Source organism: Arthrobacter sp. ISL-72 (assembly GCF_018613755.1).
In the GTDB taxonomy this organism is placed as follows: domain Bacteria; phylum Actinomycetota; class Actinomycetes; order Actinomycetales; family Micrococcaceae; genus Arthrobacter.
Genome location: NZ_JAGGPP010000008.1, coordinates 85,869 through 103,264, shown reverse-complemented (window position 1 = coordinate 103,264; position 17,396 = coordinate 85,869). Strand labels below are relative to the sequence as shown.

General features: G+C 66.1%; 16 protein-coding genes. 10 read left to right on the top strand and 6 right to left on the bottom strand.

The features are described from left to right. Positions 1-54: 54 nt before the first annotated feature. From J7I92_RS08655 to J7I92_RS08645, 3 genes are all read left to right on the top strand, one after another. Positions 55-1,866 carry a proline--tRNA ligase gene (locus J7I92_RS08655; protein ID WP_214839501.1) on the top strand — a complete coding sequence of 604 codons (1,812 nt, stop codon included), beginning with the start codon at positions 55-57 and terminating at the stop codon, positions 1,864-1,866. A 15-nt stretch (positions 1,867-1,881) separates the two neighbouring features. Next, positions 1,882-2,676, top strand: coding sequence for a TSUP family transporter (locus J7I92_RS08650; protein ID WP_214839499.1), 795 nt, complete (start codon positions 1,882-1,884; stop codon positions 2,674-2,676). 63 nt (positions 2,677-2,739) lie between these two features. Then, a complete protein-coding gene (locus tag J7I92_RS08645) occupies positions 2,740-4,152 on the top strand; it encodes a pyridoxal-dependent decarboxylase (RefSeq protein ID WP_214839498.1) in 1,413 nt (470 codons plus the stop codon). Here the strand turns inward: J7I92_RS08645 and J7I92_RS08640 are convergent. From J7I92_RS08640 to J7I92_RS24350, 3 genes are all read right to left on the bottom strand, one after another. Beyond that, positions 4,149-5,186 (bottom strand): aminoglycoside phosphotransferase family protein, encoded by a 1,038-nt coding sequence (locus tag J7I92_RS08640; protein WP_214839496.1) that lies wholly within the window; start codon positions 5,184-5,186, stop codon positions 4,149-4,151. The two genes, J7I92_RS08645 and J7I92_RS08640, sit on opposite strands and share 4 nt — an antisense overlap. A gap of 41 nt (positions 5,187-5,227) precedes the next feature. Further along, complete coding sequence (locus J7I92_RS08635) at positions 5,228-5,956, bottom strand: VIT1/CCC1 transporter family protein (RefSeq protein WP_214839494.1); 729 nt, start codon at positions 5,954-5,956, stop codon at positions 5,228-5,230. A gap of 88 nt (positions 5,957-6,044) precedes the next feature. Then, positions 6,045-7,229: a ferritin-like domain-containing protein gene (locus J7I92_RS24350; protein WP_214839492.1), complete on the bottom strand. Its 1,185-nt coding sequence runs from the start codon at positions 7,227-7,229 to the stop codon at positions 6,045-6,047. A 105-nt stretch (positions 7,230-7,334) separates the two neighbouring features. On the opposite strand from J7I92_RS24350, the gene rimP reads away from it, so the two are divergent. From rimP to rbfA, 5 genes are all read left to right on the top strand, one after another. After that, complete coding sequence (gene rimP / locus J7I92_RS08625) at positions 7,335-7,952, top strand: ribosome maturation factor RimP (RefSeq protein ID WP_214839490.1); 618 nt, start codon at positions 7,335-7,337, stop codon at positions 7,950-7,952. Then, positions 7,952-8,932, top strand: a complete 981-nt coding sequence (nusA, locus tag J7I92_RS08620; RefSeq protein ID WP_214839488.1) for a transcription termination factor NusA — start codon at positions 7,952-7,954, stop codon at positions 8,930-8,932. Before rimP ends, nusA begins: the two co-directional genes overlap by 1 nt. Before the next feature lie 265 nt (positions 8,933-9,197). Then, entirely contained in the window at positions 9,198-9,539 is a 342-nt protein-coding gene (locus J7I92_RS08615; protein WP_214839486.1) for a YlxR family protein, read from the top strand. A 152-nt stretch (positions 9,540-9,691) separates the two neighbouring features. Next, on the top strand, positions 9,692-12,607 hold the full coding sequence (infB, locus tag J7I92_RS08610) for a translation initiation factor IF-2 (protein WP_214839484.1): 2,916 nt from the start codon (positions 9,692-9,694) through the stop codon (positions 12,605-12,607). 245 nt (positions 12,608-12,852) lie between these two features. Then, positions 12,853-13,362, top strand: a complete 510-nt coding sequence (gene rbfA / locus J7I92_RS08605) for a 30S ribosome-binding factor RbfA (protein WP_214839482.1) — start codon at positions 12,853-12,855, stop codon at positions 13,360-13,362. Positions 13,363-13,465: 103 nt separating this feature from the next. Here rbfA and J7I92_RS08600 read toward each other — a convergent pair whose 3' ends face one another. Then, positions 13,466-14,581, bottom strand: a complete 1,116-nt coding sequence (locus tag J7I92_RS08600; protein WP_214839480.1) for a ScyD/ScyE family protein — start codon at positions 14,579-14,581, stop codon at positions 13,466-13,468. A 183-nt stretch (positions 14,582-14,764) separates the two neighbouring features. On the opposite strand from J7I92_RS08600, the gene J7I92_RS08595 reads away from it, so the two are divergent. Further along, the gene (locus tag J7I92_RS08595) at positions 14,765-15,250 is read left to right on the top strand and encodes a nucleoside deaminase (protein WP_214839478.1); all 486 of its coding nucleotides are present in this window, start codon (positions 14,765-14,767) and stop codon (positions 15,248-15,250) included. Positions 15,251-15,357: 107 nt separating this feature from the next. Next, positions 15,358-15,795, top strand: a complete 438-nt coding sequence (locus J7I92_RS08590) for a thioredoxin domain-containing protein (RefSeq protein WP_214839476.1) — start codon at positions 15,358-15,360, stop codon at positions 15,793-15,795. A 62-nt stretch (positions 15,796-15,857) separates the two neighbouring features. On the opposite strand, the gene J7I92_RS08585 is transcribed toward J7I92_RS08590, so the two are convergent. Both J7I92_RS08585 and J7I92_RS08580 read right to left on the bottom strand, forming a co-directional pair. Then, positions 15,858-16,070: a hypothetical protein gene (locus J7I92_RS08585; protein WP_214839474.1), complete on the bottom strand. Its 213-nt coding sequence runs from the start codon at positions 16,068-16,070 to the stop codon at positions 15,858-15,860. Between the two features lie 34 nt (positions 16,071-16,104). Next, entirely contained in the window at positions 16,105-17,358 is a 1,254-nt protein-coding gene (locus tag J7I92_RS08580; RefSeq protein WP_214839472.1) for a pyridoxal phosphate-dependent aminotransferase, read from the bottom strand. Positions 17,359-17,396 lie beyond the last annotated feature (38 nt).

Below are 17,396 nucleotides of genomic sequence, written 5' to 3'. Positions count from 1 at the left end.
ATTTGCCCAGCCCGTCATCTGAACAGGCACCTCCCAAGAAACGGATTCCTACCCGTGGTCCTTCGACTTTCCAAGCTGTTCCTGCGCACCCTGCGCGAAGATCCCGCCGACGCCGAGGTGGCGAGCCACAGGCTCCTGGTCCGTGCCGGCTACATCCGCAGGGCGGCGCCGGGCATCTACACCTGGCTGCCGTTGGGCCTCAGCGTGCTGCGCAAGGTGGAGCAGGTCATTCGGGAAGAGATGGCCGCAATCGGCGCCCAGGAAGTCCACTTCCCGGCCCTCCTGCCCAAGGAGCCCTACGAGGCCACCAACCGCTGGACCGAATACGGCGAGGGCATCTTCCGGCTCAAGGACCGCAAGGGCGGGGACTACCTCCTGGCGCCCACGCACGAGGAAGTGTTCACGCTCCTGGTCAAGGACCTGTACTCCTCGTACAAGGACCTTCCGCTGAGCATTTACCAGATCCAGAACAAGTACCGCGACGAGGCACGTCCCCGCGCCGGCCTGCTGCGCGGCCGCGAGTTCATCATGAAGGATTCCTACTCCTTCGACGTGGACGACGCCGGCCTGGACGCCAGCTACAACGCCCACCGCGCCGCCTACCTGAAGATCTTCGAGCGCCTCGGCCTCGATGTGGTCCCGGTGGCTGCCACGGCAGGCGCCATGGGTGGCTCCCGGAGCGAGGAGTTCCTGCACCCCACCGAGATCGGCGAAGACACCTTCGTCCGTTCCGCGGGCGGCTACGCAGCCAACGTTGAGGCGGTGACCACCGTTGTTCCGGCGGAGATTGACTTCACCAATGCTCCGGGCGCCGAGATCAAGGACACTCCGAACACCCCCACCATCGAAACGCTGGTTGACGCGGCCAACCAGCTGGCCCCGCGTGATGAGAACGACGGCGGTGCCTGGACAGCCGCTGACACGCTGAAGAACGTTGTCCTCGCCGTCACCCTCCCCACCGGTGAGCGCCAGATCGTCGTCATCGGCGTACCCGGCGACCGGGGCGTCGACCTGAAGCGGGTCGAGGCCAACATCGGCGCCTACCTGCCGGTAGCCGGCGAAATCACCGTGGAAGCCGCGGGCGAAGAAGACCTTGCCCGCAATCCCCTCATCGTCCGGGGATACCTCGGACCGGGAATGTCGCTCGAGAACCCCCTCCTCGGCCTGGAAGGCGCAGCCAAGCTCCTGTACCTGGTGGATCCCCGCATCGTCAGCGGAACCTCCTGGGTGACCGGCGCCAACATGGCCGGAAAGCACGTCTTCGGGCTCGTCGCGGGCCGTGACTTCGGCTGGGACGGCGTCATCGAGTGCACCGAAGTCCGCGCCGGTGACGAAGCCCCGGACGGTTCCGGTCCGCTGGAGACCGCACGCGGCATCGAGATGGGCCACATTTTCCAGCTCGGCCGCAAGTACGCCGAAGCCTTGGAGCTGAAGGTCCTGGACCAGAACGGCAAGCAGGTTGTGGTCACCATGGGTTCCTACGGCGTCGGTGTTACCCGTGCCGTAGCGGCGCTGGCCGAGTCCAACCACGATGCCAAGGGCCTGATCTGGCCCCGGTCAGTGGCCCCGGCCGATGTCCACGTCGTGGCAGTGGGCCGCGGCGAGGAGATCTTCGCCGCTGCCGAGCAGCTGTCACTCGAGCTCGAGGCCGCAGGACTTGAGGTCATCTACGATGACCGCCCCAAGGTTTCCCCGGGCGTGAAGTTCGGCGACGCTGAGCTGGTCGGTGTCCCCACCATCCTGGCTGTAGGCCGCGGACTGGCGGACGGCGTCGTGGAGATCAAGGACCGCCGGAGCGGCGAAGCGGAGAATGTGGCTGTGGACAAGGCCGTTGACTACGTGGTCAACGCCGTCCGCAGCAAGTAACCGCCGGTCGAGGGAGTGATTTCGGCATTCGAGTCGCTCGAGCCCGCCACGCTGATCCTGATCATCGTGGCGGGCTTCGCTGCAGGATGGATTGACGCCGTCGTGGGCGGCGGAGGACTCATCCAGCTCCCGGCGCTGCTGCTGGTACCGGGCATCAGCCCCGTCCAGGCGCTGGCCACCAACAAACTGGGCTCCATTTTCGGGACGACCACCAGCGCGGTGACGTTCTACCGCCGGGTACGGCCCGACCTGCGGACTGCCATTCCCATGGCGGTCATTGCGCTGGCCGGCAGCTTCGGCGGCGCCGTGCTGGCCGCCACCCTGCCCGCGAGTGTTTTCAAGCCCATCATCGTGGCGGCGCTGGTCGCCGTCGCGCTCTTTACGGCTTTCAAGCCGAACATCGGCGACCTGACAAGCCTCCGCCACGACGGCAGGACGCACTACGTGGTGGCCTGCCTTATCGGCGCGGCCATCGGCTTCTACGACGGCCTGATCGGACCCGGCACGGGCTCGTTCCTCATCATCGCCCTCGTGTCCGCCATGGGATATGCCTTCCTTGAAGCCAGCGCCAAGGCGAAGATCGTCAACATGGCCACCAACGCCGGCGCCCTGATCTTTTTCCTTCCGCACGGCTCGCTGCTGTGGGGAGTGGGGCTGATGCTGGGGATTGCCAACATGGCCGGGGGCTACCTCGGCGCCCGGACAGCGGTGAAGCAGGGCAGCACGTTTATCCGCAACGTTTTCCTCGCCGTCGTCGGCGCACTGATCCTCAAACTGGGCCACGACATCTGGCAGGACACCTTCGCCTAAGCCCCTGCCTGGACCTGCCGCAGGCCCCTGCCGTCCGGGCCGGAGCGGGCGTACTCTACTCCTATGTCAAAAGGCGATGAACCCTACCGGGACGCCTTGGATGCGGCAGTACGGCATACGCATGAATGGCTGGGCAGCCAGCCGACCCGCCACGTTGGACCGCTGGCAACCGCAGGTGAGCTGGCAGCCGTTTTCGGCGGCCCCATGCCGGACCAGGGCATGCCTGCAGCCGAACTAATCAACTTCCTGGCCGCGTCGGCGGAGCCGGGGCTGATGGCGATGCCCTCCGGCCGGTTCTTCGGCTGGGTGATCGGCGGAACGCTGCCCGCCGCCCTGGCGGCTGACTGGCTGGTCAGCGCGTGGGACCAGAACTCCTTCCTGCGCGCCGCCACTCCGGCCACAGCGGCCATCGAGGAGGCGGCCGGCCGCTGGTTCCTGGACCTGCTGGGACTGCCTGGCGAGTCCGACGTGGGCTTCGTCACCGGAGCCACCATGGCCAACTTCACCGGGCTGGCCGCCGCCCGCTGGCGCATCCTTGCGGATGCGGGCTGGGACGTTGATGCTGACGGCCTTGCCGGAGCGCCGGCCATCCGCTGTCTGGTCGGCGAGCAACGCCACGACTCGGTGGACCTCGCCCTGCGGTACCTGGGCCTCGGACGGCCCATCGTGGTGGCATCGGACGAACAGGGGCGGATCAGCCCGGCGGAGCTTGACTGCGCCCTGGACCGGGCCATGATGGGGTCCGATGGATCATCCAGGGTCCCGCTGCTGGTCTGCCTGCAGGCCGGAAACCTGCATTCCGGAGCTTTCGATCCGTTCCAGGCTGCGATCGCCGTTGCAAAGGCACACGGGGCCTGGGTGCATGTGGATGGCGCTTTCGGATTGTGGGCGGCCGCCGTACCTGAACTTTCTGCCCTCACTACCGGGCTAAATGGTGCGGATTCCTGGGCCACTGATGCGCACAAAACCCTGAACGTCCCGTACGACTGCGGTGTCGTGGCAGTCCGTGACACCGAGGCGCTCCGTGCCGCGATGAGCATCAATCCCAGCTACATGATCCGCGACGCCGGGGCGGCAGCGGATCCGTTCCAGCTGGTGCCGGAGCTGTCGCGGCGGGCACGCGGCGTGCCCGTGTGGGCGGCGCTGAAGTCCCTGGGCCGCGAGGGCGTCGCCGCTCAGGTGCGCCTATTGATGGAGCGTGCCGCTGCCCTTGCGGGCAGGCTGTTGGAACTGGACGGCCTCGAAGTGCTCAACGAGGTGGCGTATACGCAGGTCACCGTGGCCTTCGGCGACGATGAAACGACGCGGGCGGTAACGGCACGGATCATTGAGGACGGCATGGTGTGGATGTCTGGCTCCCGGTGGCAGGGACGCGATGTCCTGCGCATTTCGGTGAGCAACTGGACCACTGACGACGGCGACGTCGAGGCGGCCGTCGGGGCCGTGCGGACCGCGCTGGAAGCGGTGCGCGGCTAGGAGGACGCCAGTCCGGCGGCTTCCCCTGGCGCCGGGAGATCACGGGCCGCGGGGAGATCGGCAAGTGTGCGTCCGGCGAGCGTGCTTGCCACCCACAGTGAGCGGGCGAGGTCGCCCCCGTGCCCTGGCCGCGACGCCGACCAGAGCGCATTTTCCACCTCACGGGCCAGGCTCCACTGCCGTGCGACCTCGGCGTCGAGTCCGGCAGCCTGGCTGAAGTCCCGGCAGCGGTCAAGTAAACCCCGTTCAGGAGCCGATCGCGGGAGGTCCTTGATTCGGTTCCACAGCAGCGGTGCCACGGCGAATTCGGCTTCACCGATCATTGGCTGCGGGTCAATGGCTGCAAATCCGTCCGCAGATCCCTCTGCAACTCCCTCCGGGCGGGAGAGGATGTTCAGGTAGTGGAAGTCGGTGTTGACCAGGACGTCAGTCCCGGCCCTGCGGCCGACAGCTCCGCGGGTCTGGCAGACCTCAAGGGCGGCCTCCAGGAGCCACCGCGGAAAAGGCCGGCCCAGCTGCTCCCAGTCCGCCGGAAGATCGTCACTCCAGCGTTCTGCCCGCACGGCCACATGCTCGAACTCCTGCCACTCCGGCCGGGAGTCCGGCGTGAGGCTCAACTCCCGCAGCAGGCTGCCCCAGACCGGGACGGCCGTTTCCAGCGGAACGTCCTGCAGGGAATGCGCAGCATCGAGACGCTCCAGCAACATCGAGCACGTTCCCGCATCGGATTCCAGGAGCCGGACTGCGCCGTGACCATCCCAGAGCCTGAGGGCGTGACGCTCCACTTTTGCTTCGTCGTGGGGGTAGGCAACCTTCAGCGCTGCCGGTGTGCCGGCCCGGAGCACCGGGACCACCATGCCGCCGTGGCCGTTCCACGGCAGCTGCCCGGGGCCGAGGTCGACCTCCAGCTGCCAGTGCTCCAGGCGTCCGCAGACCAGTCCGGGAAGTGATCCAAGCCAGGCGCGTCCCGGGCTGGTGCCGCTGTACCTCCGGATGAGGTCGGGCGGAATCGGGACTTCAGCTGGGCTGCTCATTGACTCCAGCGTAGTTGAGGGAGCGGTTTGCTGGGCGGAAGTCAGACGATGCCCGTGGCGCCCAGAAGATTGCCGATGGCGAATGTTGCGGCGAGCGCCAGGGCACCGCCCACCACCACCCGCACTGCTGCCTTTGCTTTGGAGCTGCCGCCGATCCAGGCGCCAACGGAGCCGGTCGCCGCCAGCGCGACCAATACGGCTGCGAACGTCAGCGGGACCCGGATGTTTTCCGGCGGCAGGAGGATGGCCAGCATCGGCAGGACGGCCCCGGCCACAAAGGCTATTGCCGAAGCGAAGGCAGCGTGCCAGGGGCTGACGATGTCATCCTGGTCGATGTTGAGTTCAGCCGACAGGTGGGCGGACAGTGCGTCATGTTGGGTGAGCTCCCTGGCCACGGCCTCGGCAGTGTCCTGGCTCAAACCCTTGCTTTGGTAGATTGCCGCGAGCTCGGCGAGCTCCTCTTCGGGCTCTTCCTCCAGCTCGCGGCGTTCCTTTTCAATCAGTGCCTTCTGGCTGTCGCTTTGGCTGCTGACGGAGACGTACTCACCCAGCGCCATCGAAATCGCCCCGCCCACCAGTCCGGCGGCGCCGGCGGCCAGGATCGGGCCGGTCTCGGCAGTGGCACCGGCCACGCCCACCACAATCGCTGCAACGGAAACAATTCCGTCGTTGGCGCCCAGGACGCCGGCACGCAGCCAGTTCAGTCTGTGCGCAATGTCATTGCCATGCGGCTCGTTCTCGTGCGGCGCAGGCGCTCCGGCAGTGTCCATGACTACAGCAAACCACCAGCGCGAAGGGCTTGCCAGTAATACGGGGCTAAGGAAGGCAAGGCAGGCTTCACCTTAGGGTGCCATGGCCTCAAGGTGCCGGGGCCGTGCCCGATCCGGGGGACTGCGGAGCCGGCCTGGTTTCCGGCAGCTCCGGAAGCCGTGCAGTGTCCACCACGATGCCCGGCAGGGGACCGGAATCGGCACCCCAGAGTGCGGCGCGCTGTGCCGCGGCCACGAGACCGGAAATAGCCCATTCCCGCGTACTGCCGTTACTGAGTGCTACCAGGTCCCCGTACACGGGCAGCGTTCCTGCTTCGAGGCTGGCCAGGCCGGCCGCCGGGGATTCGAGGAACAACGGGCCGAGCGTATAGCCTGCCTCCCGCGGCGGAATGTCCACACACTGCGCCCGGCCCAGCGCCTCGGCTTCGGCCAGGACAGTTTCATGCCGTGCCAGCAGCTCCGCTGCCGAGCCGGCGGCACTGCCGTCGAGGCGGGCAAGCGCCACCTGGTAGCCATAGACGGTTTCGGCTTCGGTCTTGACGGTCATCGCCAGGGCGGCCGCCGGCGTAGCCGACCCTTCAGGCGGGCCTGGTTGAGCCGTGGCCGACGGACATGACTCGTCCGGTGCAGCGGATGATTCCGCAGCCGAGGATGCGGGCAACGCCGGAGCGGCTGCTCCAACCACGGGTGCGAGGGACGACGCCTCAAGAAGCTGGGCGGTGCCGACGGCGGCAAGCAGCCGTGCCATGCCGCCGTCGGACGCTCCTGCATCCGCGAGCCGCTGCCCGCCGCTGGCGGACAACGCGGCGACGAGTTCGGCCGATGACTCCACCGGGGCTGCCTGCCCGTCAGCGGGGGAGGAGCTGCCCGAAGGAGCACCGCTTGCAGTGCCTGTGTCGCTGCCTGCGGCACCAGCTGTGCCGGTATCTGCGGCGGTGCCCGAAGTGCGGCCTGCGGCAGACGGCGACGGAGTCTGGTCGGGCCCGGTCAGCGCCCGGGCCTGGGTTGTCAGCAAAGTCACAGAGCGAAGCAGCGCCTGGCGCTCGGCACCGGAAACGGAGTCAGCCAGCCTGCTACCGGCCAGCCGCAACTGCATCGTTTCGGCAAGGGCGGCCGCCCGCGCCCGTTCGGAAAAAGCCGGTTCCGGCGCCTGCGGCGGCGGTCCCGGAGTCAGCGCCAGCCCGAGGCTGACGACCAGCACCGCCAATGACGCCAGGAGGCCGTACCGGAAATAGCGGCCCGGCCATCGTTTTTCCTTGGTGTCGTCTTTCACAACAGACCATGTTGTCATGTCCGGCAGCAGGCGGGTGCACCATGGCGCCCATAAAATCGCTACGCTAGTAGTCACAACATCATCTATCGGGAGGCGGCCGGCATCGTGAGCAATGCAGAAGCCACGACTTCATCAGACCGGACCGACGCGGGAAAGGCTGAACCCGCGGCTGTCCACAATCCCGAGGCTGAACGCCTCCGGGCTTTGCTTGAGCCGGTGGTCCTGGCGCACAGGCTGTACCTGGAAGATGTTGCCATCAACATCGCAGGCTCCAACCGCGTGGTCCACGTGGTGGTGGACCTGCCGCAGGAGGAAACCGGCGGAGTCAGCCTCGATGTCATCGCGGACATCTCCAAGGAACTTTCCGACGTTCTGGACAACGACCCCGGCACTGACAGCCGTCCCTATGACCTGGAGGTTTCCTCTCCCGGCGTGGGGCGTCCCCTGACGGAGCCCCGGCACTGGCACCGCGCCCGCGGCCGCATAGTGAACGTCAACGTCATCCAGGGCGACAACGTCACCGGCCGGATCCAGTCCGTGGACGACGCCGGGGTAACGCTAGTGCCGGAAATTGCAGTGAAAAAGGGAATGAAGCCCAAGCAGGGCGAGCCCGTGAAACTTCCTTTCGACAGGATCCGTAATGGAAAAGTCGAGATAGAGTTCAGCCACCTCGACGAGGTCGGTCTGGAAAATGAACACAATGGACCTTCTGAGGAGGCCTGATGGATATTGACATGAGCGCACTGAGACTTCTGGAGCGTGAGCGTGAAATTCCGCTGGATCTCCTGATTCCTACCATTGAGCAGGCGCTCCTGGTGGCCTACCACAAGTCTCCCGGTGCCTTTGAACGGGCACGCGCAGAGCTGGACCGCAAGAGCGGTCACGTGACCATCTGGGCAACGGAAATCGACGACGACGGCGCCCCCATCGGTGAGTTCGAGGACACCCCTGCAGGCTTTGGCCGTATCGCAGCAAGCACCGCCCGGCAGATCATCCTGCAGCGCCTGCGCGACGCTGAAGACGACAACGTCCTGGGCCAGTTCAAGGGCCGCGAGGGCGAGCTGGTGGCCGGCACCATCCAGCAGGGCAACAACCCCCACATGGTCCAGGTGAACCTCGGCACGGTGGAGGCGCTGCTGCCGCCGCCTGAGCAGGTGCCCGGCGAGAAGTACATCCACGGCAACAGGCTGCGCGCGTTCGTGATCGACGTTCACCGCGGCACCAAGGGCCCGTCCATCACGTTGTCCCGCTCGCACCCCGGCCTGGTCCGGAAGCTCTTCGAACTGGAAGTTCCGGAAATCGCCGACCGCTCGGTGGATATCGTTGCACTGGCCCGGGAAGCCGGGCACCGGACCAAGATCGCCGTCAAGGCCAACATGCCCGGCATCAACGCCAAAGGCGCCTGCATCGGTGAAATGGGCTCGCGCGTCCGTGCGGTCATGACCGAACTGAACGACGAAAAGATTGACATCGTCGATTTCAGCGAGGACCCGGCCACGTTCATTGCCAGCGCACTGTCGCCGTCGAGGGTGAATTCCGTCACCATCACCGACGAGGCAACGCGTTCCGCACGTGTTGTGGTGCCGGACTACCAGTTGTCGCTCGCCATTGGCAAGGAGGGCCAGAACGCCCGCCTGGCCGCCAAGCTCACGGGCTGGCGCATCGACATCGTCTCCGACGCCGCGGCTCCGCGCGAAGGCTGAGCTGACCGAAAAACCAATCCGGGCGGAACCCGGCCGGACGGAAACCAGGCCGCTCGGCGGAACACCCCCGGCTTGTCCGGCCCTGCTTCGACCCTTTGTTTCGGGGCCGGGGCACCTGAGGGGCTAGAATAGAGATTGACCGCGCCTGATGGCCGGTATTCGTGCGCCTTGAGCGTGCCCGCGGAATCCGCTTTCGTTTTTTGAATGCGGCGGAAACGGGTGTGTTCCGGGCGGCAGATATGTATGGGCAGGAAAGATACTCACCGTGGCATCAGTGCAACACCTTGAGAATCAGCCACAGCGTACCTGCATCGGATGCCGGAAGAAGGGCCCGCGGTCCGAGTTACTCCGGCTCGTCGCCGAAGGCAGCGGTTCCACCGCTGTCGTGGTGGACGAACGACGCCGGATGGCTGGCCGGGGTGCATGGCTGCACTTCAGCGAAACGTGCCTGGCGCTGGCGATCAAGCGGCGAGCATTCGGACGTGCCCTCCCGGGCGCAACCGGAACTGCCGCTGTGGAACGCCGGATAACGGCAGGCACGAATGCCGTGGACACTCCGGTGGCCGCAGCAACAACCGTCCAACCTGAAAGCGGGTCAGAAAACTGATGGAAACCCGATGAGTTCCCAGCGATGAGTGCGCAACGATGACAACTTTGTTGCGCTCTGCAATGGGCCTTTCAGCTGCTGTAGCGGCGAAGGTCCGCAGTAAGAAGTAGACGGTTCGTGCCTGGCTCGGTGCGGACCGAGACAGGAGAAATGTGGCCAAGGTCCGCGTACATGAGCTTGCTAAAGAGCTCGGTATTACTTCCAAAGATGCAGTAACCAAACTGCAGGAACTGGGCGAATTCGTTCGCTCGGCCTCTTCAACCATTGAGGCCCCCGTTGTGCGGAAACTGCGCAACGCCTACCCCGCCGCCGGCGCTTCGAAGTCCGAAGCTCCCGCTGCAGCCCCCAAGGCTCCCGCCAGCCCCGCGGCTTCCCGTCCGGCGGCCCCTGCGCCCGGCCCGGCAGCCCCCAAGGCTCCGGAACCCAAGGCTGAAGCCCCGGCACCCGCCGTACAGGCTGCACCTGCTCCGGCAGTGGCTCCCGCACCGGCAGCCCCGGCTGCACCGGCTCCCGCTGCTCCCGCAGCCTCGGCTCCGGCTGCACCGTCCACAGGCGCAAAGCCCGGCGCACGCCCGGCCCCCAAGGCTGAAGCTCAGGCTGCCCCGTCCCGCTCCGGCGGACAGGGCAGTTCCGCTCCCCGCCCGGGCGGCCCCCGTCCCGGCAACAACCCCTTCGCCACGTCCCAGGGCATGCCCCGGGGCCGCGGCGGCGACAACGAACGTCCTCCCCGTCCGGGCAACAACCCGTTCGCTACGTCCCAGGGCATGCCCCGTCCGGGCGGAAGCCGTACCGAGGGCGAACGCCCCGGCGGCCCGCGTCCGGCAGCCGGCGCAGGGGGTCCCCGTCCGGGTGCTCCGCGTCCCGGCGGCACCCAGGGTGCCCGTCCCGGCGCCCCGCGTCCGGCCGGTGCCCCCGGCGCACGCCCCGGTGCCGGCGGCGGAAACCGTCCTACTCCGGGCATGATGCCTAACCGCACCGAACGTCCCGCACCCGCTGGTGCAGGCCGTCCCGGTGGCGGAGGCCGCGGTCCCGGACGCCCAGGCGGCGCACCGGGTACCGGTGGCGCTCCGGGTGCCGGTGGCGGTGCTCCGGCAGGCGGCGGCTTCGGCAAGGGCGGCCGCGGTCGCGGCGGCACGCAGGGTGCCTTCGGTAAGGGCGGCGCAGGCCGTGGCAAGCAGCGCAAGTCGAAGCGGGCCAAGCGCCAGGAACTCGAGCAGATGAGTGCTCCGTCGCTGGGTGGCGTAAGCGTGCCCCGCGGCGACGGCAACACCGTTGTCCGGCTCCGCCGCGGCTCGTCCATCACGGACTTTGCCGACAAGATCGAGGCGAACCCCGCAGCACTGGTGACCGTGCTCTTCCACCTCGGCGAAATGGCCACGGCCACGCAGTCGCTGGACGAAGAGACCTTCGCCCTGCTGGGCGAGGAGCTTGGCTACAAGCTCCAGGTCGTGTCGCCGGAGGATGAGGAGCGCGAGCTGCTCAGCACCTTCGACATCGACTTCGACGCCGAACTGGAAGCCGAAGGCGACGAAGTGCTGGAGGCGCGTCCTCCGGTTGTCACCGTCATGGGTCACGTTGACCACGGTAAGACCCGCCTGCTGGATGCCATCCGTAACTCCGACGTTGTCGCGGGCGAACACGGCGGCATCACCCAGCACATCGGTGCCTACCAGATCACCACCGACCACGAAGGCATCGATCGCAAGATCACCTTCATCGATACCCCGGGCCACGAGGCGTTCACCGCCATGCGTGCCCGAGGTGCCAAGGTCACCGACATCGCCATCCTGGTGGTCGCAGCGGACGACGGCGTTATGCCCCAGACCGTTGAAGCACTCAACCACGCCCAGGCGGCCAACGTGCCGATCGTCGTGGCCGTGAACAAGATCGACAAGGAAGGCGCCAACCCGGACAAGGTCCGCGGCCAGCTGACCGAGTACGGACTGGTTCCGGAAGAGTACGGCGGCGACACCATGTTCGTTGAGGTCTCTGCCCGCCAGAACCTCAACATCGACGAGCTGCTCGAGGCCGTCCTGCTCACCGCAGACGCCGCCTTGGACATGCGCGCCAACCCGAACAAGGACGCCCGCGGTATCGCGATTGAAGCCAACCTGGACAAGGGCCGCGGTTCCGTGGCCACCGTCCTGGTCCAGTCCGGAACCCTGAAGGTCGGCGACACGATCGTGGCAGGCACGGCCCACGGCCGTGTCCGTGCGATGTTCGACGACGACGGCAGTGTCCTGACCGAGGCCGGCCCGTCCCGCCCCGTGCAGGTGCTGGGTCTGTCCAACGTCCCGCGTGCAGGCGACACCTTCTTCGTGACCGCTGACGAGCGCACCGCCCGCCAGATCGCCGAGAAGCGTGAAGCAGCTGACCGCAACGCCGCCCTGGCCAAGCGCCGCAAGCGCATCAGCCTGGAAGACTTCGACCAGGCCGTCGCCGAAGGCAAGATCGACACCCTCAACCTCATCCTCAAGGGTGACGTGTCCGGTGCCGTGGAAGCCCTCGAAGACGCGCTGCTCAAGATCGACGTCGGCGAAGGTGTCCAGCTCCGCGTTATCCACCGCGGTGTCGGTGCGATCACGCAGAACGACGTCAACCTGGCAACGGTCGACAGCGCCGTCATCATCGGCTTCAACGTCAAGCCCGCCGAGCGTGTTGCCGAACTGGCAGACCGCGAAGGCGTGGACATGCGCTTCTACTCCGTCATCTACGCAGCAATCGATGACATTGAGATGGCCCTCAAGGGCATGCTCAAGCCGGAGTACGAAGAAGTCCAGCTTGGCACCGCCGAGGTCCGCGAAGTGTTCCGTTCCTCCAAGTTCGGCAACATTGCCGGTTCCATCGTTCGCTCGGGTGTTATCCGACGCAACACGAAGGCCCGCATCAGCCGCGACGGCAAGATCATCGGCGACAACCTCACGGTTGAGACGCTCAAGCGCTTCAAGGACGACGCCACCGAGGTCCGCACGGACTTCGAGTGTGGTATCGGGCTTGGTTCGTACAACGACATCACCGAGGGCGACATCATCGAGACCTTCGAGATGCGCGAGAAGCCGCGTATCTAAGGTTCGTCGAGCGTTACAGGTGCGGGGCCGTTGGATTTTTCCGGCGGCCCCGCCCCTTCGCCGGACGGTTTTCGATCTTCGATCGCAAACCGCCCGGCTCCGACAGGCCCGATGCCACTCCCTGGCCGCCGGAAAAAACCCAACGGGGGTCCGTCGTAGACTCGCCTTAGTGCGTGGCAGAAAACTGAAACGTGCGTCGCAGCCCACAGGGCCGCCGTCGTACATCCAAATATTTAGGAGTGGAAATGGCTGATCCGGCACGCGCTGCCAAGTTGGCGCAGCGGATTAAGGTTGTTGTTGCTGAGGCCTTGAGCCGGAAGGTTAAGGATCCTCGGCTGGAGGGGGTCACTGTTACTGACTCGCGGGTGACCAATGACCTGCAGCACGCTACCGTTTACTACACGGTTTTCGGTGATGACGTGGCCCACGCCGATGCTGCCAAGGGCCTGGAGAAGGCCAAGGGCATCCTTCGGCAGGAGGTGGGGCGGAACATCACCGTTCGGCTGACTCCTACCCTGGAATTCGTGGCTGACCAGATTCCGGTCAACGCCTCCAACCTTGAGGAACTCCTCCGGGCCGCCAAGAAGCGCGACGCTGAGGTGGCTGCGCTGGCTGCCAGCGCCAAGCACGCCGGCGATGCGGATCCTTATAAGAGCGACATTCCCGAGGACGTCGAAATCGACGAGGACGACTTCGACGAAGAGGACGATGACCTCCTGGACGACGAAGAGTTCGACGAAGACGGCAGCAAATAAGCATCAGCGGCTTGTGAAGCGCCTTCTGGCATGAGTGTGGCCGGCCCCGGTTCGGGGCCGGCCACACTGATTTCCGAAGGCTCCTGTCTATTGGGAGCTCCCGTCAGCGGTGGGAATGCCCGCCGCGTTCCACGTACACCAGTTTGCCGTCGGGAGCCTGGTTCTCTGCCGGAAGGGCATCCACCGTGGCGTAGATCCTGGCGTCGCTGAGGGCAACATCGGCGGTGAGCTTGCCGGCAAGGACAACCCGCTGCCGGCCGGAGTCGCCTACCTTCAGCACGCCGTCGCCGAACAGCGACGCGACGTAGACGTCGCCGTCGTCATCCAGGGCCACGCCGGTGGGTGACAGGACCTCGTCAGCGAACAGCCTGACCCTGCCGTTGTCCGGATTGACCTTGTACACGGCTCCGCGTGCGCCAAGCCGTGGATCTTCCGGTCCGCCCGGGAGCGTGGTGACGTACAGCCAGCCGTCAGGTCCCACAGCCACGTCCGTGGGGACAGGTTCGAAGTCATACATCTCGCCCACCACGCAGGCCGGCAGTTGCACTGCCGCGGCAGCTTCCGCGGTGATGCTGTACGGCTGCGGCGGAAGGACAGCGACCGTTTCGGTGTCACCCGTCCGGACGTCCACGGAGACCACGCTGTTGGCGCCTGCATCGGCCACGTAGGCTGTGCGGCCGGACACGGCGATCGAGTATGGGTGGGAATCCACGTCTCCTGTGTACGAGGCGGGCGGCAGGCCGGCCGGGAGCTGGGCGGCGCAGGCATCAGGAAGATCGCGGAAGCCGTAGCGGACGTCGCCGTCGGCGTTTTCTTCAGTCTCCAAGGCAGCGAAGTCCCCGAACGTCCACTGGGTGCCGTCGTCGCTGATCGCCCTGATATGGCCTGCCAGCGCCCGGTCGTCCATCGGTCCGGCGCCTTGGCTTTCCAGGAAATAGAGCGTGGAGCGGCGGTCCGCACTGCCCGCCACGTCCCAATCAGGCGACGAGTAGACGGTCGACTTGGTGCCGTCGGCGAGAACCCGGGTCAGCCGTCCAGCGAATTCCTCGCTGACGATCACCGAGCCGTCCCGGTCCGCGTTGACGTGCAAAGGACCCACAAGCCCGCTTGCGAGGACAGTTGGCGTTTGGTCCGCCGGTGCAGCGCTGGCCGTCGTTCCGGGGGCCAGAATCACGGCGACAACGGCCGCGGACGCAAGCACCCGAAGTTGATTCCTCATGGTTCTCTCCAATGGCTTTTGATGATTATCAAGAGCCTCGAGACCACGGATTGGCTACCGTACTGCACGGCTGCCCCCCACAGCGCACATTCTATTTCTTCGCGTTCGGCTAAGTCGATGGCTTCCGCAAACTACTGGTGTCCGGCTGGCTGGAACCGGGCGTCGGCTGGCTATGATCGGAGCATGAATGCCCAACCCTCAGCCGCCGATATCCAGGAGTTCCTCAGCCAGGCCGTCGGCCTCGCCGTCCGGAATGTGTCCGACGGCGGCGGCCCCTTCGGCGCGCTGGTGGTGACACGCGACGGGAAGCTGCACTTTGGCGTCAACCGGGTCACCCGGGACAACGATCCGACCGCCCACGCCGAAGTTGTGGCAATACGGACGGCGGCAGCCGAATCCGCCAACTTCGACCTCAGGGGAGCGGTCCTCTATACGAGCTGCGAGCCGTGCCCGCTGTGCCTGGCTGCGGCGTTGTGGGCCCGAATCGACCGCGTGTACTTTGCTGCAGACCGGCACGGGGCAGCGGCAGCCGGGTTCGACGACGCCCTCTTCTACCAATACTTTGAAGGGGCCCGTCCCGAGCTGATGCCGGTCAGCCACACTGACATTCCGACGTCGAACGCTCCCTTTGAGGCGTGGCGCGACAACCCGGACCGCACCGAATACTGACTGGCACCGAATACTGGCTGCGGGGGACCTTCGACTCTATGCTCGTCCGGCGCTGAGGCGTGCGATTAATCCATGACTTCGGCTCGACTGGAAGGCAGCAAGGAGCCGTGGAAGCAAGATTCGTCAGATGCCCGGGCTGCGGGAAAACCAACAGGATTCCCACAACGGATTACGGGCGCCCCCATTGCGGCAGCTGCAAACATGACCTGCCGTGGATCGTCGACGCCGTTGACGCGGACTTCAAACGGATCGTGGAGCAGTCGAGTGTTCCCGCGCTGATCGACTTTTGGGCGGTCTGGTGCGGCCCCTGCCTGCTGGTAAGCCCTGCCCTGGAACAGCTCGCCACTGAAAAGGCGGGCCGGATCAAGCTGGTCAAGGTGGATGTGGACCGCGCTCCGGGGCTTTCCTCAAGGTTTGCCGTTCAGGCGATCCCCACGCTGCTGGTGGTTGTCAGCGGTATGGTGATCGCCCGCCAGTCTGGTGCGGCCCCGGCGCCCGAGCTCAGGATCTGGCTGGACCATGCCCTGTCTTCGAGCCTGAGCTGACCGCCCTGGGCTGGCTGCATAGCCGTTGCCTGTGCTCGCTGCCTGTGCTCACCGCTCACGGCCTACACCCGCCGGGAACGCCGGCCGGCGCGGGCACCGAAGCCACCGAGCAGCGGCGATCCCATGCCCAGCAGGAAGCCGAAGTCATACCAGTTTCCGGCCCTCCCGGTGTTGTAGAAGGGGAATTCCTGCCAGGCGCCGAACACGTGCGCGATGAGCACGATCCATGCCGTGATTCCGTTCCAGATGCCCCACAGCAGGTCCTGCCACCACATGATGTTCCTCTCCGGCGCCGCCCCTCCGGCCAGACTAGGGTTCGGCAGGCCTCTGCACCAGGGACTCTTTGCCCCACTTGGGCAGTTGTTCCCGCTGGACTTCCTGTTCCCCCTGCATTGGTTCCCCTGGCGGCGTCAGCCGCGCGGGAAGCCGGCCCACACCTTCCACGAGCTCCTCCGGGGCCCCGCAAAGTGCGATCCGGATCCAGCCTTCGCCGATGGAGCCGAAGGCAGTGCCGGGCGCAAAGGAGACTCCGGATTCGGCAAGGAACTGCCGTACCCATGACCGGACATTGCCGCCACTGACATGCGAGACATCGGCCCACAAATAGAAGGCGCCCTGCGCAGAGAGGTATGGAATCCCTTTGGACGCCAGCACCGCCGAGGCGGCATCCCGGTTGGCCCGGTAATGGGCATACGTCTCGCGGACATAGTCCTGCGGTCCCGTCAAAGCGGCGATTGCCGCGTACTGGGACGGGGACGCGACGCAGGAGACGATCGACTCCATCACGTTGTTCATCTTCTTCTCCAGCCCGGGAGGGCAGACCAGTGCTCCGATCCGCAGCCCGGTCAGCCCGTAGGTCTTGGAGAGCGTCAGGGAAGTAAAGACCCTGGCCTCGCCGGGGGCGTCACTGTCAAACCTGACCGGGCTGACATGGGGGACATCGTAGGTGAAGGCCTCGTAGCATTCGTCCGAGATGATCCACAGGTCATGGCGCCGGGCCAGCTCCACCAGCCTTCGGGTCAGGTCCTCGCCCAGCACCGCGCCCAGGGGATTGGAGGGTGAGTTCAGCATCAGCACCTTGGTCTGCGGCGTGACTAGTGCCTCGATGTCCTCGATCCTCGGCTGGAAGTCGTACTGCGGGTACAGCGGATACCCCACGGGAACGGCATGCAGCAGCCGGCTGGTCATGGCAAACGTGGGATAGCCGGGGTTGGGGATCAGGATTTCGTCGCCCGCGGAGAGCAACAGGCTCATGGCGAGGTGAAGGCCTTGCTGGGCGCCAGCCACTATATAGACCCGCTCGGCTCCGACATCAACGCCATGTTGCTCACGGAACCTGTCCGCAAAGGCCTCCCGAAGTGCGGGGACTCCGGCGTTCGGCGTGTAGTTGGTTTCGTCACGGTCCAGGCACGCCATTCCAGCCTCCAGGACGTGCCGGGGGAGCGCGAAACCCGGTTCGCCGATGCTCAGCACTATGGCGTGGGGAATGCCCCACGCAGCTTCGGTGATCTCGCGGATCTGGTTGACGGGAACATCGCGGATGTGTGCGGCAAGGTCGGGCATGTCAGCCATCCTAGCCGCCGACGTCGGGCACCGGCAGA

Bases quoted from the DNA above. Each gene is read 5' to 3' on its own strand.
- J7I92_RS08595 (WP_214839478.1), top strand. From the start codon at position 14,765: ATGAATGCCCAACCCTCAGCCGCCGATATCCAGGAGTTCCTCAGCCAG.
- J7I92_RS08600 (WP_214839480.1), bottom strand. From the start codon at position 14,581: ATGAGGAATCAACTTCGGGTGCTTGCGTCCGCGGCCGTTGTCGCCGTG.
- J7I92_RS08580 (WP_214839472.1), bottom strand. From the start codon at position 17,358: ATGCCCGACCTTGCCGCACACATCCGCGATGTTCCCGTCAACCAGATC.
- J7I92_RS08645 (WP_214839498.1), top strand. From the start codon at position 2,740: ATGTCAAAAGGCGATGAACCCTACCGGGACGCCTTGGATGCGGCAGTA.
- J7I92_RS08585 (WP_214839474.1), bottom strand. From the start codon at position 16,070: ATGTGGTGGCAGGACCTGCTGTGGGGCATCTGGAACGGAATCACGGCA.
- J7I92_RS08640 (WP_214839496.1), bottom strand. From the start codon at position 5,186: ATGAGCAGCCCAGCTGAAGTCCCGATTCCGCCCGACCTCATCCGGAGG.
- J7I92_RS08635 (WP_214839494.1), bottom strand. From the start codon at position 5,956: ATGGACACTGCCGGAGCGCCTGCGCCGCACGAGAACGAGCCGCATGGC.
- nusA (WP_214839488.1), top strand. From the start codon at position 7,952: ATGGATATTGACATGAGCGCACTGAGACTTCTGGAGCGTGAGCGTGAA.
- rbfA (WP_214839482.1), top strand. From the start codon at position 12,853: ATGGCTGATCCGGCACGCGCTGCCAAGTTGGCGCAGCGGATTAAGGTT.